This is a genomic window from Cupriavidus lacunae, assembly GCF_003353055.1.
GTDB classification, from domain to species: domain Bacteria; phylum Pseudomonadota; class Gammaproteobacteria; order Burkholderiales; family Burkholderiaceae; genus Cupriavidus; species Cupriavidus lacunae.
The window spans coordinates 1-13725 of the sequence record NZ_QKWJ01000091.1 but is presented as its reverse complement, the minus strand read 5'-3'; the positions used below and the strand labels follow the sequence as shown (position 1 = coordinate 13725).

Annotated in this window: 14 protein-coding genes and 3 pseudogenes; 13 read left to right on the top strand and 4 right to left on the bottom strand. The window is 62.5% G+C overall.

The features are described from left to right. The first annotated feature begins 82 nt into the window (after positions 1-82). Together DN412_RS36300 and DN412_RS36295 are read left to right on the top strand one after the other, a co-directional pair. Positions 83-1066, top strand: a complete 984-nt coding sequence (locus DN412_RS36300; protein WP_115215960.1) for an aldo/keto reductase — start codon at positions 83-85, stop codon at positions 1064-1066. A 103-nt stretch (positions 1067-1169) separates the two neighbouring features. Continuing rightward, positions 1170-2063 (top strand): NAD(P)-dependent oxidoreductase, encoded by an 894-nt coding sequence (locus DN412_RS36295; protein ID WP_115215959.1) that lies wholly within the window; start codon positions 1170-1172, stop codon positions 2061-2063. Between the two features lie 113 nt (positions 2064-2176). Here DN412_RS36295 and DN412_RS36290 read toward each other — a convergent pair whose 3' ends face one another. Next, positions 2177-2842 carry a c-type cytochrome gene (locus tag DN412_RS36290; RefSeq protein ID WP_244222960.1) on the bottom strand — a complete coding sequence of 222 codons (666 nt, stop codon included), beginning with the start codon at positions 2840-2842 and terminating at the stop codon, positions 2177-2179. 177 nt (positions 2843-3019) lie between these two features. Beyond that, positions 3020-3961 (bottom strand): LysR family transcriptional regulator, encoded by a 942-nt coding sequence (locus DN412_RS36285; RefSeq protein WP_208647730.1) that lies wholly within the window; start codon positions 3959-3961, stop codon positions 3020-3022. Positions 3962-4228: 267 nt separating this feature from the next. Here DN412_RS36285 and DN412_RS36280 point away from each other — a divergent pair, with 267 nt between their 5' ends. Both DN412_RS36280 and DN412_RS36275 read left to right on the top strand, forming a co-directional pair. Continuing rightward, positions 4229-5377, top strand: coding sequence for an alkene reductase (locus tag DN412_RS36280; RefSeq protein ID WP_115215956.1), 1149 nt, complete (start codon positions 4229-4231; stop codon positions 5375-5377). Further along, positions 5337-6263 carry an SDR family NAD(P)-dependent oxidoreductase gene (locus DN412_RS36275; RefSeq protein WP_341868101.1) on the top strand — a complete coding sequence of 309 codons (927 nt, stop codon included), beginning with the start codon at positions 5337-5339 and terminating at the stop codon, positions 6261-6263. The genes DN412_RS36280 and DN412_RS36275 overlap by 41 nt, the downstream gene beginning before the upstream one ends. A 152-nt stretch (positions 6264-6415) precedes the next feature. Here DN412_RS36275 and DN412_RS36270 read toward each other — a convergent pair whose 3' ends face one another. Further along, positions 6416-7282, bottom strand: coding sequence for an aldo/keto reductase family oxidoreductase (locus DN412_RS36270; RefSeq protein ID WP_115215954.1), 867 nt, complete (start codon positions 7280-7282; stop codon positions 6416-6418). A 113-nt stretch (positions 7283-7395) separates the two neighbouring features. Between DN412_RS36270 and DN412_RS36265 the strand changes: the two are divergent. From DN412_RS36265 to DN412_RS36235, 7 genes and pseudogenes are all read left to right on the top strand, one after another. Next, a pseudogene (locus tag DN412_RS36265) lies at positions 7396-8323 on the top strand (LysR family transcriptional regulator). Positions 8324-8747: 424 nt separating this feature from the next. Then, positions 8748-8963 (top strand): SymE family type I addiction module toxin, encoded by a 216-nt coding sequence (locus tag DN412_RS46080; protein ID WP_115215953.1) that lies wholly within the window; start codon positions 8748-8750, stop codon positions 8961-8963. A 495-nt stretch (positions 8964-9458) separates the two neighbouring features. Continuing rightward, on the top strand, positions 9459-10424 hold the full coding sequence (locus tag DN412_RS36255) for a chromate resistance protein ChrB domain-containing protein (RefSeq protein ID WP_115215952.1): 966 nt from the start codon (positions 9459-9461) through the stop codon (positions 10422-10424). A gap of 16 nt (positions 10425-10440) precedes the next feature. Next, positions 10441-11646, top strand: coding sequence for a chromate transporter (locus tag DN412_RS36250; protein WP_115215951.1), 1206 nt, complete (start codon positions 10441-10443; stop codon positions 11644-11646). Positions 11647-11664: 18 nt separating this feature from the next. After that, entirely contained in the window at positions 11665-12258 is a 594-nt protein-coding gene (locus DN412_RS36245; RefSeq protein ID WP_115215950.1) for a superoxide dismutase, read from the top strand. 162 nt (positions 12259-12420) lie between these two features. Next, positions 12421-12603 carry a rhodanese-like domain-containing protein gene (locus DN412_RS45075; protein ID WP_244222959.1) on the top strand — a complete coding sequence of 61 codons (183 nt, stop codon included), beginning with the start codon at positions 12421-12423 and terminating at the stop codon, positions 12601-12603. Continuing rightward, positions 12603-13064, top strand: a complete 462-nt coding sequence (locus DN412_RS36235; RefSeq protein ID WP_115215949.1) for a chromate resistance protein ChrB domain-containing protein — start codon at positions 12603-12605, stop codon at positions 13062-13064. The genes DN412_RS45075 and DN412_RS36235 overlap by 1 nt, the downstream gene beginning before the upstream one ends. A gap of 35 nt (positions 13065-13099) precedes the next feature. Here the strand turns inward: DN412_RS36235 and DN412_RS43615 are convergent, their stop codons facing one another. Beyond that, positions 13100-13261, bottom strand: a complete 162-nt coding sequence (locus DN412_RS43615; protein ID WP_161564098.1) for a hypothetical protein — start codon at positions 13259-13261, stop codon at positions 13100-13102. A gap of 107 nt (positions 13262-13368) precedes the next feature. On the opposite strand from DN412_RS43615, the pseudogene DN412_RS36230 reads away from it, so the two are divergent. Beyond that, a pseudogene (locus DN412_RS36230) lies at positions 13369-13602 on the top strand (EamA family transporter); the annotation flags it as partial. A gap of 2 nt (positions 13603-13604) precedes the next feature. Further along, a pseudogene (locus tag DN412_RS36225) lies at positions 13605-13725 on the top strand (hydrolase); the annotation flags it as partial.

The following is a 13725-nucleotide window of genomic DNA, read 5'->3' as shown; positions in this document are numbered from 1 at the left end:
TGTACGCCTCGAGCGGTGGCGGATTGCAGTCTAACCGTGCAGTCCGACGCTCGCAGGCACCTACTGATTGGAGTCACTGAGCATGCATGTCGAGACGATACGAATTGAAGGCATCCCGGTTGCGGTATCGCGCGTTGCGCTGGGCACATGGGCGATAGGCGGCTGGATGTGGGGCGGAGCCGACGACAACGCCTCCGTGGCGACGATCCGCAGCGCGCTCGACCATGGCATCAATCTGATCGACACCGCACCGGTGTATGGCTTCGGCCATTCCGAAGACGTGGTCGGCAAGGCGCTGGCTGGCAGCCGCCAGCAGGCGGTGATCGCGACCAAGGTCGCGCTCGAATGGGGTGATGACGGCGTGCGGCGCAACGCCACGCCGGCGCGCATCCGACAGGAAATCGAGGACTCCCTGCGCCGCTTGCGCACCGACTACATTGACCTGTATCAGGTGCACTGGCCGGACACGCTGGTGCCCTTTGAAGACACGGCGGCCGAGCTGGAGAAGCTTCGCGTCGAAGGAAAGATCCTGGCCGTCGGCGTCAGCAATTATTCTCCGCGGCAGATGGACGCGTTCTCTGTGGCGACACGGCTCGCGGCGGTCCAGCCCCCTTACAACCTGTTCGAACGCGCGATCGAAGCTGACGTACTGCCATACGCGCGCGCGCAGGGACTTGTCGTGCTGGCCTATGGCGCGCTGTGCCGCGGCCTGCTGTCCGGGCGGATGAGCGCATCCACCAGGTTCGACGGCGATGATCTGCGCAATGCCGATCCGAAGTTCCGGCAGCCGCGTTTCGCGCAGTACCTGGCGGCCGTGGAAGCGCTCGCGGCGTTCGCCCGCGAGCGCCATGGCAAATCGGTGCTGGCATTGGCGATCCGCTGGATCCTCGACCAGGGCCCGACGATTGCGCTGTGGGGCGCGCGTCGCCCTGACCAGTTGGGCGGCATCGGCGACGCGTTCGGATGGAAGCTGAGCGCGCAGGACATGGCCGACATCGACACGTTGCTCGCACAGCATGTGACCGATCCGGTCGGTCCGGAATTCATGGCGCCGTCGCTGCGCTAGTACGGAGTGGCAGCCGACGGGCGACGCGATCGGACGACCTCGCCCGTCACCCCGGCATTACCAGGGGCTGCCTTGTCAACATTGTTCGTTTTGGAGTTTCACCATGCAGATCGGATTTATCGGGCTTGGCTCAATGGGCGCGGCGATTGCCATGAATCTGTTCAAGTCTGGGCACCAGGTGCAAGTGTTCAACCGCAACCCGGATCGTACCGAACCCCTACGCAGGGCAGGGGCCACGGTGGCGGCGAGCCCGGCCGAGGCTGCGCAGCGGGCTGACGTCGTCTTCTCGATGGTCGCCGACGATGCCGCCCTCACATCGGTCACGCTGGGCGAGAACGGAATTCTCGCGGGACTCAGACCGGGCGCCGTGCATATCTCGATGAGCACGATCGGCGTGGATACGGCGCACGCTCTCACCGTCCGGCATCATGAAGCCGGGGTGGGCTTCGTCTCGGCGCCGGTGTTTGGCCGGCCCGACGCGGCCGCGGCGCGCAAGCTCTTTATCATGGCCGCCGGCGCGGACGAGCACCTGAAAGTTGCGGTGCCCCTGCTTGAACAGCTGGGGCAGTCCGTCGGTATCGTTGGATTGGTTCCGTCGCAGGCGAATTTAGTGAAGCTGATCGGCAACTTCATGCTGTCCGTGATCATCGAGACGCTGGGCGAGGCATGCGCGGTGGCGGGCAAGGCGGGAATCGACCCGATGCACTTCGTCGATCTCCTGACCAATGCGAACTTCAACGCGCCGCCCTACAAGATCTATGGTTCGATGATCGCGTCGCAGCAGTTCCAGCCGGCCGGCTTTTCGCTGCCGCTCGGCCAGAAGGACAACCGCCTGATGCTGGCCGCCGCCGAAGCGCTCGGCGTGCCGCTCCCGCTTGCGAGCTTCGTGCACGATCGTTTTCTTGCTGTGCGCGCGCAAGGCATTGGCGCCGAGCACGACTGGTCAGCCGTTGCACTTTGCGCGTTGACCGACGCCGGAATGCGCAAGCACGCTTAGCCTCCGTAAGGCGAATCTCTCATGCGCGATTGACAAGGGGAGGGGGCGACTTCCACCACGTGCGGAAGGCGCTTCCCGATGTTGGCCGATGCCCCTGACGCGGGCCCGTCACCTCACGGATCAATCACAGACAGGTAGGCCGCAGCCTCCTCAATCTGCCGCTCGTCCAGCGTGGCCGCCACGGCCGTCATTGTCCCCGGCACTGGCGTTCCCGCCTTCGCGCGGGCCTGGAACGCATGGAGCCGGCTGATGACAAATGCCGCCGGTTCACCGGCAATGCCAGGGTAGCGCGCGCCGCTGCCTTTTCCATCGGCCGCATGGCAGGTGAAGCAAGCGGGAACGTCCGGAGCAGCGCCCAGTTCGGCCAGTCGCTTGCCGGCTATCACCATTGCAGGCAGAGGGCGGTGTGCGCCCTCGACACGCGGAGGATGCTGGGCTGAAAAGAACACCGCGAGGCTGCGTATCTCGCTGTCGGAGAGGTCGTGTGCAACGCTTTGCATGACAGCACTCGCACGGGTTCCTGCCTTGAACATGGACAGTGCATGCGCAAGATAGTCCGGATTCATTCCCGCGAGCCTGGGTCCGCCTGTTGCCGTACCGGCTCCCAAGACGCCATGGCACGAAACACAGCTGGCAAGGGAGGGCGCTGGCGTACTGAGCGCGGGATCCCCCGCTGTAACTGCGGATTGCGCATGACAGACGCCGGAAACCGCGATGAGCGCCAGCAAACCAAGCCGCAAGCGGCTGCCTCGCGGGTTGGGAGGGTAGTGGCCGGTCATGTGCATCCTCCTGATATGGCGGTCGTAACGTTGTCGGAGCAGTGGTTCGGCACGACTATGCGGGAGCGATACTGACAAATGACCGCTGAGACAATTACAAAATTGTCATGCCAAATCGCCACCGCTTCGCCGGCGGACGGCTACACGCTGCTGATGCCGAAGGTCGGTCCGAAGCTTTCAGCTTGTCTCGGAGACCGACTTCAAATAGACCTCGAGGTCCCGAGATACCGTGGAAAAGCGCTCCGACAGGAAGTCGAGTAGCGCCCGTACGCGCGGCGCCATGTACCGGCTACGGTGATACAGCGCATGCACCGGAACGTCCGGAGACCGCCACTCCGGCATCAAAATCATCAACGTTCCCGCGCGCAGATCAGCGCCGATGTCCCATACGGATTTCATCGCTATGCCGTAACCCGCCACCGCCCACTCGCGCGCGAGCGCACCGTCATTCGTCTCTCGAGCCGTTGCAAGGGGCACGGTATAGGTCTCGACCTTGCCGCCGCGCGTGAATCGCCAGTCGTTCGCAAGCCCGGCTGCCGTTCCCAGGACGATGCAATCGAATCGCTCCAGATCCCGCGGATGCTCGGGCGCCCCATGCGTCGCCACATACCCAGGCGACGCACAGAGCACGCGTCGATTGGGCGCAAGGCGCCGCGCGATGAGCGAGCTATCCGGGGGCACGCCAAAGCGGATGGCGAGGTCAATGTCGTCGAGCAACAGGTTCGACAACGAATCGGACAACACCAGGGCGAAAGTCACCTCCGGATATTGCAAGTTGAACTCATCAAGCCAGCCCTTGAGGACGTGACGGCCGAAATCGGAGGTCGCCGAAATCCGCACCTTTCCGCGCACGATGCTCCGGCCGGCCTGTAGCGCCGCATGGGCATCTTCCAGGGCCTGAAGCGCCTGCTGGCAATGGAGCAGGTACATTCGCCCCTCCTCGGTGAGCCTCAACTGGCGCGTCGTGCGCTCAAAGAGCCGCGTCTTCAGGGTCGCCTCCAGCTTGACAAGGCGTGCGCTCGCCGCGGCGGGAGAAAGTCCCAGCTTTCGTCCCGCGGCAGACAGCCCGCCCAGGTTTGCCGCTTCAACAAAAAGCTGGATGTCGCCAAGGCTCTCCACGATATTTCCGTTCTTTTTGAAGATGAATCAAATGGTAGGCCAATTATCAAAGCCCGGCGCATTTTGCACAATGTGTCACATGAGCAATCGGCCTTTGAATCCCAATGGATGGGATTAAACAGTGTTCCATCCCAACTCGCCGAGGTACCGCTTGCGAACTAGCTCCAACTCTTCTTCTCGCTGGCTCCTGCTGTCGTCGTCGAATTCGTAAGCGGGTCAGGCAGTTCCATTTCAACCATCGTCAACCAAGTCCGGAGATCCGCAATCATGTCGACAACCGCCTCGCCGCTTTTCACGCCGACCGTTCTCGCCGGCCACACACTTGCTCATCGCGTCGTCATGGCGCCCATGACGCGTGCGCGCAGCACCCAGCCCGGCGACATACCCAACGCGATGAACGCCCGCTACTACGCCCAGCGTGCCGGCGCCGCGCTGATCGTGACCGAGGCCACCCAGATCTCGCCCCAAGGCAAGGGCTATTCATTCACTCCTGGGATTTACAGCCCCGAGCAGGTCGCCGGATGGCGACTGGTAACAGACGCGGTCCACGCCGCCGGCGGCCGGATCTTCCTGCAACTCTGGCACGTGGGGCGCATGTCCCATCCGGACTTTCACAATGGCGAACTGCCGGTGGCGCCCTCGGCTATTCCATTCGAAGGCCAGATCTGGAAGGTCGACCCGGCCACGGGCGTTGGCACCATGGTCGCCAGCCCGACCCCGCGCGCACTGACGCGCGACGAGATCAGCGGCGTCGTGGCGGCGTTCCGCCAGGCCGCTCGCAATGCCATGGATGCGGGCTTCGACGGTGTCGAGATCCACGGCGCCAACGGCTACCTCATCGACCAGTTCCTGCGTACGACGTCGAACGTCCGCTCCGACGAGTACGGCGGTACGCGTGAGAACCGCCTGCAATTTCTCAAGGAAGTCGTCAACGCCGTGGCGGACGAGGTCGGAGCCGATCGCACCGCCATCCGCCTCGCCCCATTCCTGACCGCGCGTGGCATGGCCTGTCCCGACATCCTGCCGACCATTCTCGATGCTGCCGAGTTTCTGCAGGCACGCGGTATTGCCTATCTGCATCTGGTCGAAGCGGACTGGGACGATGCTCCGCAATTCACCGAGGCATTCCGCCAGTCCATCCGCGCCCGGTTCACGCGGCCAGTCATCGTCGCAGGGAACTACGACAGGGCGCGAGCCGAATGGGTTCTGTCCAAAGGCTATGCCGACCTGGTTGCCTTCGGCCGGCCGTTCGTAGCAAATCCGGACTTGCCGCGCCGCCTTGCCGATGGCCTGCCGCTAGCTACCTTCGACGGCAGCACGCTGTTCGGCGGGGGCGAGCGAGGCTATACCGACCATCCCGCTTTGCCGGGAGCGGATGTTTCCGAGCGGGCTATGGACGCCGTCAGCCTTTCGTGAGTGCCGCCGGCCGCAACGTGACCAGTCATCCGGGGCGGATTTGATATATCCGCGCGCCAATGCAGGTTCATCTCGACACAAGGAAGAGAAAATGTTTGTCTATCGTGGCTCGACGGCTCTGATTACAGGAGCTTCAAAAGGACTAGGGAAGGTCTTCGCGGAGACACTTGCGGCGCGAGGCATGAACCTGGTGCTGGTGGCCCGGTCTGGTGACGCTTTGCGTGCCCTGGCGGAAGAACTTACCCAAAAATACGGTGTGCAGTGCCTCCCGCTCAGCGCCGACCTGGCCAATCCCGACGCCGCGATCCGGATCGGTGAGGAACTCGGGCGCAGCGGCATCCAGGTAGACCTGCTGGTCAACAATGCGGGGCTTGGCCTGACCGGCAGCTTCCTCTCGCAGGATTTCAAGAAGGTGCAGTCGGAGATTCAGGTGAACGTCAATGCGCTGGTCGCGCTTACCCACCTGCTTGGCAGTGGAATGGCGCAGCGAGGCAGGGGCGGCATCATCAACCTCGCGTCCAACGCAAGCTTTCAACCACTGCCCTATATGGCCACCTACGCTGCAACCAAGGCGTTCGTCCTTTTCTTCAGCGAGGCGCTGCAGTATGAGCTCGCTGGCACGGGCGTTCATGTGACGGCAGCTTGCCCGGGGCCAACGGCAACGAGCTTCTTTGACGGCGTCTCGACCGATGTGTCGCCCAAGGACATGGACAGCTCGGAATCGGTTGTTCAAAAAACACTCAAGGCCTTCGACCGCAGGAAAGCGGTCGCCTACCCGGGGCGGACAAGCGTGCGAGCGGCCACCTGGTTGTCGCGATTGTTCCCGCGGACGCTCGTTGTACGCCTCGCAGCAATGGCTACTGGAAAAATGGGGCTTCAAGGCTGAAAGCTGATCTGACCGACCTGTATTGTCTCGCCGTCGAGGGGCGCCCGCTGGCGCGGTGCTGCATGGCGTGGCGGGTGAAGTGAGCCAGCGGGAGCTCGCCGCGGCCGTCCGCCGCGTGATTTGGCAACTGCTGGCGAGCGTTCCCTGATGATTCAGTCCATTGCATTCAGCTCCGTAAGCAACGCATTGGTCAGCACACATTCCGCCGCCAGCATGTTTTCGCGCAGATGCCGGAGCGATGACGTACCCGGGATCAGCAGAACATTCGGCGCCCGATGCAGCAGCCAGGCGAGCGCCACTTGCATCGGTGTCGCACCAATCGTTCCGGCGATGTCCGACAATACCGTCGACTGGATCGGCGTGAACCCGCCAAGCGGGAAGAAGGGCACGTAGGCGATACCCTTGGCCGCCAGTTCGTCGACCAGCGCGTCGTCTGCGCGCTGGACAAGGTTGTACTGGTTCTGCACGCAGACGATCGGGGCAATCCTCTGTGCTTCGGCCACTTGGGCCGACGTCACATTGCTCAGTCCGATATGGCGGACAAGCCCCTGCCTCTGCAGTTCGGCAAGTTCGGTCATCTGCTTTTCAAGGGACCCTTCGGCAGGCGCGTGAATGTCCCCCATGCTCCGCAGGTTGACGATGTCCAGTGCGTCTACGCCGAGATTGCGCAGGTTGTCGTGGACCCCGCGGCGGATATCTTCAGGCTCAAGTGCCGGGATCCACGAAGCGTCGTCGCCGCGGCGGGCGCCTAGCTTGGTGACAATCACCAGGTCATCCGGATAGGGATGGAGGGCTTCGCGGATCAACTGATTGGTGACGTGTGGTCCGTAATAGTCACTCGTGTCGATATGGTTGACGCCCAACGACACGGCTTCGCGAAGCACGGCGATCGCTGCGTCACGATCCCTGGGCGGCCCGAACACGCCCGGTCCGGCCAGTTGCATGGCACCGTAGCCAATCCGGTTTACGGTGCGGCCGGCAAGCTGGTAGGTGCTGGTGGGACGATTGGATTGTGGCATGGCGCTCTCCTTGGTGAACCCTTGTTGAACATTCGGGCCCAGTATGGTCAGCGTTGCACTGTTTGATAATCCGGCCTAGATTGAATGGGTTGTTGCAAATATTGAACAGTGACATGGAATTCAATGACCTGGCTGCATTTGTCTCGGTCGCCCGCGCCGGTGGCTTTCGGGATGCGGCGCGCATCAGTGGCGTCTCTGCGTCCAGCCTCAGCATCGCCGTGCCGCCTTGAGTCGAAGCTGGGCCTGCGCTTGCTCAACCGAACCACCCGCAGCGTCGCCCCGACCGAAGCGGGTCTGCGCCTGATCGAGCGGCTTACGCCCTTGTTCAGCGAGATGGAATCAGCGCTGGATGTACTGAACGCCTTTCGGGACAAGCCCGCCGGCACGCTGAAACTGAACGTGCCGTCGAGCGCCGCGTGGACGGTGTTGCCGGACATCCTCCCCGCGTTCCTGGCGGCCTATCCGGACATCCGCATGGAGGTCGTGGTGGAGGATGGATTCGTTGACGTGCTTGCCATTGGCTGCGATGCGGGTATCCGGTACGAAGAGCGCCTTGAGCAGGATATGGTCGCGATCCCGATCGGACCTCGCGTGCAGCGCTTCGCTACGGCGGCGGCACCCGGCTATCTGGACCGGCACGGCAGACCGGAGCACCCGCGCGACCTGCTCGCTCACACCTGTCTGCGCGGCCAGTTCGCCAGCGGCGCAATGCCAACGTGGGGTTTCGAGAAGGACGGTGAAATCGTGCGACTGGACCCGCCCAGCCGTCTGCTGATCCGCCCTGGCGCCGCGTTCGACCTGGCGATCGATGCTGCCCTGGCAGGGACAGGCGTCATCCATCTGTTCGAGGGCAAGCTGCGCCCGCATCTAGAAAGTGGTGCGCTGGAGTCCGTCCTCGAGCCCTGGTGGCAGTGCTTCCCGGGGCCGTTTCTATACTATCCGGGCCGTCGTCACCTGCCGGCGCCGTTGCGGGCGTTCGTGGATTTCCTGAAGGCGGGTAGGGGAGGGGCTGGCGAGACCGTGTCAACGCCACCAGAATGAGCGGGAACTTGCTTTCGTGTGGGAGCGATCGGCGCCCCAAGGCAAAACGCCCTTGGGGCGATGCCTCTTGAGCGAGGAAAAGGGACACGGAGCGGGAAAAGGGACAGATCTATTTCCGATCTTGATCTTGAAATAGATCCGTCCCCTTTCGTCGCCTTTCGTCTAATGGGACGTGCACTTATCGGTGGTCGCTGGCGGAAGAGTTGTTGCTTAGCCTAGTCAATGGTGCTGAACACACCTCTTACAGCGACTCAGCCACGCTCGACAGCCCGTGGTTCTTTGCGTCCATAGCTCTCGCTATGGCCGGGTAACGCGCAGTCATACAAGACCCGCAAGGGGAAAACTGCGGGCCGTCTGTGAGCGGTGTTCAAGTGCCTGGCCGCCCTATGAACAGGGCGAAGTAACAATCTCACAGGAGTTGGCTATGGCGAAACGATCTGCTGGTGCGCAGGTACGCACTATCAAGACTGGGCGCACTTTTTACCCGGTTGCTCCAGGCGGCAATAACAGATTTACCGGGCTACGGGCAATCCCTTGGACTCGACTGCGGGGTGTTTGGCTGGAGAAAGCTGGCTTCAGCGTTGGACAGTTGTTGAAAGTTAAGGTAGGGCACAAGAAGGTCGTTATTTCAGTAGCGTGAAGCGAGTGGCGAGATCGGTGGGGATCAACGGAACGGCCCCTACCGACCGGTGCTGCCACTCGCCACTTCGAGTCGGTCGAGGGCCGCCACGACGGTATCAGACCAACTACCCGCCAATTTGGGCGAGTCAACCCAGTCTGGCGATAACTGAATCGGCGGTCGAAGAGACCGGGGTAAGCCTCAGCGCTGGAAGCTGCAAGCTAGCCAAGAACGGACCAGCCGGTTATATGCGTCCGCGACCGAAGGGGCGGCCATCGAAGCGCCCTGGTCATTGGCATGGATCGGCCAAAATTCAATCGGCAGTGAATAGGCGTGTGGTTGGCCTGTCGGAAGCCCCGATCCTGCAAGTCACCGTTGCAACAATGGGCTTTAGCGGTTTCTTGCCCGGCCGAACCGCGGATCTGGCTTCATCATGCCCGGGCGGCCGCATAAGTATCAATCTGTAGAGATCTCTACAACATTGCAGTAGCCCGTACGGCACCCTATGCTGCCGTCATGACTCCCAAGACCAACTCCTGGCTCCTGCTTGTTGTCAGCCTGCCAACGGCCGGCGCGACCGCGCGCATGCGTATCTGGCGTGCGGTCAAGGCGCTCGGCTGCGCTGCCTTGCGCGACGGCGTCTATCTTCTGCCAGAAAATGCGGAGCAAGCCGCACAATTTCGTGAGCTGGCCGACGACGCGCAGCAGGAAGATGGCAAGGCGTGGCTACTACGCGTCCAGGCCCAGGGGGTGGATGACGTGACCGCCTACCAAGCCTTGTTCGACCGCAACGCAGACTACACCGAGTGGCTGGCCGAACTGTCAGAGGCGCGCAAGACGTTGACCGGGCTTGGCACGACCGAGCTAAATCGACTGTATCGCCGCCTTAGCCGAGCCTATGAGGCCATTCGGAAGATCGATTTCTTTCCCAATGAGGCGTCCATCCGCGCGGAAGCGCAATGGCGAGATTTTTCTGGCGCGATTGAGGCTATTCTGTCTCCCGGCGAACCGCGCGCCGCAGCCGGCAGCATTCCCCGGCGCGACTCCGCTCAATATCAAGGCCGCCTCTGGGCGACCCGCCGCCACTTATGGGTCGACCGCGTTGCTTGTGCCTGGCTGATCCAGCGGTTCATCGACCCGCACGCCCGTTTTCTGTGGCTGGAAAGCCTGACGGACTGTCCACCGGATGTCCTTGGCTTCGACTTCGACGGCGCAACCTTCACGCATGTCGACGGCCGCGTGTCGTTCGAGGTGCTGCTCGCAAGCTTTGGACTCGACGATAACCATGGACTGGCCAGGCTCGGCGCGATGGTGCACGCGTTGGACGTCGGCGGCTCGACGGTTCCCGAGGCCGGCGGGTTCGAAGCCGTTCTTGCTGGCGCGCGCAAGAGGTTGGCCGATGACGATGCGCTCCTCGATGAGATCGGAGGCGTCCTGGATTCCCTCTATGCGCATTTCTCCAGCAGTCGGAAGTCAAGCTAACTCAACCGAAAGGCCAATGAACTCGCCCCAACAAGCAGATACGGCACCGCCGCCCTCATCTCACGAACGCCCGGCCTACACGCTGTGGCAAATCGTCCTGTACTTCCTGCGGCTTGGCACCCTCGGCTTCGGTGGCCCGGTGGCACTGGCCGGCTATATGCATCGCGACCTGGTCGAGGCGCGGCGCTGGATCACCGACGGCGACTACAAGGAAGGTCTCGCGCTGGCGCAACTGGCGCCCGGACCGCTGGCAGCGCAACTGGCCATCTACCTCGGCTACGTGCACTACCGCATCCTCGGCGCAACGCTCGTCGGCATCGCTTTTGTGCTGCCGTCGTTCCTGATGGTGGTGGCACTCGGTTGGGCCTATGTGCGCTTCGGTGGACTGACCTGGATGCAGTCGGTGTTCTACGGCGTGGGTGCCGCCGTGATCGGCATCATCGCGATCAGCGCCTACAAGCTCACTAACAAGAGCGTGGGCAAAGACAAGCTGCTTTGGTTTGTCTATCTGGTCCTCGCTGCCGTGACAGTGATCACCGAGTCGGAAGTGGCGTGGCTGTTCCTTGCGGGCGGTGTCCTGGTGTGGTTCTGGCGCGCGCCACCCAAATGGCTACGCCAAGGCAAGGTAAATGCACTGGCGGCAACACCTCTGCCGGCGGCAACCGGCATGCTGAGCATGATTGACTGGCCGCTGCTGGCGCAGATCGGTGTCTTCTTCGCCAAGGCCGGTGCCTTTGTATTCGGCTCGGGCCTGGCCATCGTCCCCTTCCTCTACGGTGGCGTGGTGACCGAACACCATTGGTTGAACGATAAGCAGTTTGTCGATGCGGTCGCGGTCGCCATGATCACGCCGGGGCCGGTGGTCATCACCGTTGGATTCATCGGCTACCTGGTCGCCGGTCTGCCTGGTGCCTGCGTGGCAGCGGCCGGGACGTTCCTGCCGTGCTACCTGTTCACCATCCTGCCCGCGCCGTACTTCAAGAAGTACGGCAAGCTGCCCGCGATCCTGGCCTTTGTGGATGGCGTTACGGCCGCCGCGGTTGGCGCCATCACCGGTGCGGTCATCGTGCTGGCCAAGCGCTCGATTGTCGATATTCCTACGGCCCTGCTGGCGCTCATCACCGTCGCACTGCTGCTGAAGTTCAAGAAGCTGTCGGAGCCCGTAATCGTTGTCGGTGCCGCCTTGATCGGGCTGGCCGCGTATCCGCTGTTGCACCATTGAGTTGCGAGAGGAGAACCCATGACCTATCAAATGAAGCCGCTGGCATGCGATCCGGCCAACTTGCCAGGTTTGTCCGAGAAGCTGATCGTCAGCCACTACGAGAACAACTATGGCGGTGCGGTGAAGCGCCTGAATGCGATCACGGCGGAAATTGCCGCTCTGGATGTGGCAGCCGCTCCGGTTTTTGTTCTCAACGGCTTGAAGCGTGAGGAGCTGATCGCCACGAATTCCATGATCCTGCATGAGGTGTACTTCGATAGCCTCGGCGATGGCGGGCCTCTCGACGGCAACCTGCGGGATGCCATCGAACGCGACTTCGGCTCGGTCGCGCGCTGGCAGGCCGAGTTCACGGCAATGGGCAAGGCGCTTGGCGGTGGCTCGGGGTGGGCGTTGCTCGCCTACTCGCCGCGCGACCGGCGCCTCGTCAACCAATGGGCTGCGGATCATGCCCATACGCTCGCCGGGGGCACACCGATCCTGGCACTCGATATGTACGAGCACGCCTATCACATGGACTACGGGGCCAAGGCAGCGGCCTACGTAGACGCATTCATGCATAACATCCTTTGGCCGCAAGTCTCCGCTCGTTTCGAGACGGCGGCGCAGCGATAGGGCGGAGGTGCCAGGACATGCCCAAGCCAATTTCCCCGCGTGACCTTGCCGCGACGATGCAAGGTCCGGTCGGAGTGCAGTTGATCGATGTGCGACGCCCGGAAGCTTTCGGGGCCAGTGCAAAAATCCTGATCGGCGCCTGCTGGCACGATCCCGCGGACATTGAGAGCTGGATTCGCCTCCCGACCTGTCGTCGTCTACTGCGTCCGCGGCCATCAGGTAAGCAGGGACTGTGCCACGCGGTTGGAGAAGGCGGGACATAGCGTCACGTATCTCGAAGGTGGTATCGAACAGTGGGTCGCTGATAGGCACCCAACGGCCAGCAAACCGTCACGGAGCGAATGATGAAATGGATTACGCGCGAGCGCCCCAAGATCGACCGAATCGCTTGCCCATGGCTGATTGCCCGGTTCATCGATGAGCGGCCGGAATTCCTGTACGTGCCCACTGGCGATGTCTGGCGCATTGCCGGCGAGACTGGTGCGATTCCGTATGACATCCCCGGCGTCGAGTTGTCGCATGTCGGCGAGTTGTGCAGCTTCGATGCCTTCCTCAGCAAGTACGATCTTGGTGGCGACGCTGCCCTGCAGCAGGTGGCCGGCATCGTGCGCGGCGCGGATACCTCACGATTGGATCTGACCCCTCAGTCTGGTGGGCTTTACGCGATCTCTCTCGGCTTGTCCCAAGTCTTCTCCGATGACCATGAAATGCTCGAACATGGCATGGTGATATACGACGCGTTGTATGCGTGGTGTCAAAGCTGCCAGGCGGAAACGCATCGGTGGCCACCCAAGATGCCCGGATGAACGTCGGAGAGTTAGCGTCATGAAACGGACCCTGTTCATTCAAGCGCTACTCCTGATGCTGCTGCCAGCGATGGGGGAAACGACAGCCTGATCGGTGCCTTCTCCGCGGCAATCGGGGCCTTGGCCGCAGTGCTTGCTGGTTGGCTGACGGCAAGCATTGGCTTGTCCTTACTGACTGCCATGCGATTGATGTTCATTGTCCATGCGTCGGATCGTGATCCGCCTGGCGCTGCGCAGGTGTCTGCCCGCCGAACGCGCCCGGATGCGAGACAATAACGGGGTGCTCCAACAAGCAACAGGCGACATGTCCATCCGATCCGCTGCCCCTGCCTTGGCTGCCGCGCTGCTGTTCGGCGCAAGCACACCCTTGGTCAAGACTTTGACCGGTGCGATCTCACCGATTCTTCTCGCAGGCCTACTGTACTTGGGAAGTGGCCTTGGCTTGACGGCCGTGCTACTCGCCAGGAGGCTGATAGCGAGAACGGGAGATTCCGCTCCCGCCGCCTCCTCAATCCCGCGACGCGAAATCCCTTGGCTGCCGAACTGCTCGACGTGTTCCCGGGTAAGCAGACGCTCGAACGCACCTCGATGAACTCGTGGGACGACCAGAAGGTGCGCGACGCGCTGGCCGCCAACGGCCGCAAGAAGGTGATCGTCGCCG

Bases quoted from the DNA above. Each gene is read 5' to 3' on its own strand.
- DN412_RS46080 (WP_115215953.1), top strand. From the start codon at position 8,748: ATGGCGAAACGATCTGCTGGTGCGCAGGTACGCACTATCAAGACTGGG.
- DN412_RS36270 (WP_115215954.1), bottom strand. From the start codon at position 7,282: ATGCCACAATCCAATCGTCCCACCAGCACCTACCAGCTTGCCGGCCGC.
- DN412_RS36245 (WP_115215950.1), top strand. From the start codon at position 11,665: ATGACCTATCAAATGAAGCCGCTGGCATGCGATCCGGCCAACTTGCCA.
- DN412_RS36250 (WP_115215951.1), top strand. From the start codon at position 10,441: ATGAACTCGCCCCAACAAGCAGATACGGCACCGCCGCCCTCATCTCAC.
- DN412_RS36295 (WP_115215959.1), top strand. From the start codon at position 1,170: ATGCAGATCGGATTTATCGGGCTTGGCTCAATGGGCGCGGCGATTGCC.
- DN412_RS36275 (WP_341868101.1), top strand. From the start codon at position 5,337: ATGTTTCCGAGCGGGCTATGGACGCCGTCAGCCTTTCGTGAGTGCCGC.
- DN412_RS36255 (WP_115215952.1), top strand. From the start codon at position 9,459: ATGACTCCCAAGACCAACTCCTGGCTCCTGCTTGTTGTCAGCCTGCCA.
- DN412_RS36300 (WP_115215960.1), top strand. From the start codon at position 83: ATGCATGTCGAGACGATACGAATTGAAGGCATCCCGGTTGCGGTATCG.
- DN412_RS36280 (WP_115215956.1), top strand. From the start codon at position 4,229: ATGTCGACAACCGCCTCGCCGCTTTTCACGCCGACCGTTCTCGCCGGC.
- DN412_RS36290 (WP_244222960.1), bottom strand. From the start codon at position 2,842: ATGACCGGCCACTACCCTCCCAACCCGCGAGGCAGCCGCTTGCGGCTT.
- DN412_RS36235 (WP_115215949.1), top strand. From the start codon at position 12,603: ATGAAATGGATTACGCGCGAGCGCCCCAAGATCGACCGAATCGCTTGC.
- DN412_RS43615 (WP_161564098.1), bottom strand. From the start codon at position 13,261: ATGAACATCAATCGCATGGCAGTCAGTAAGGACAAGCCAATGCTTGCC.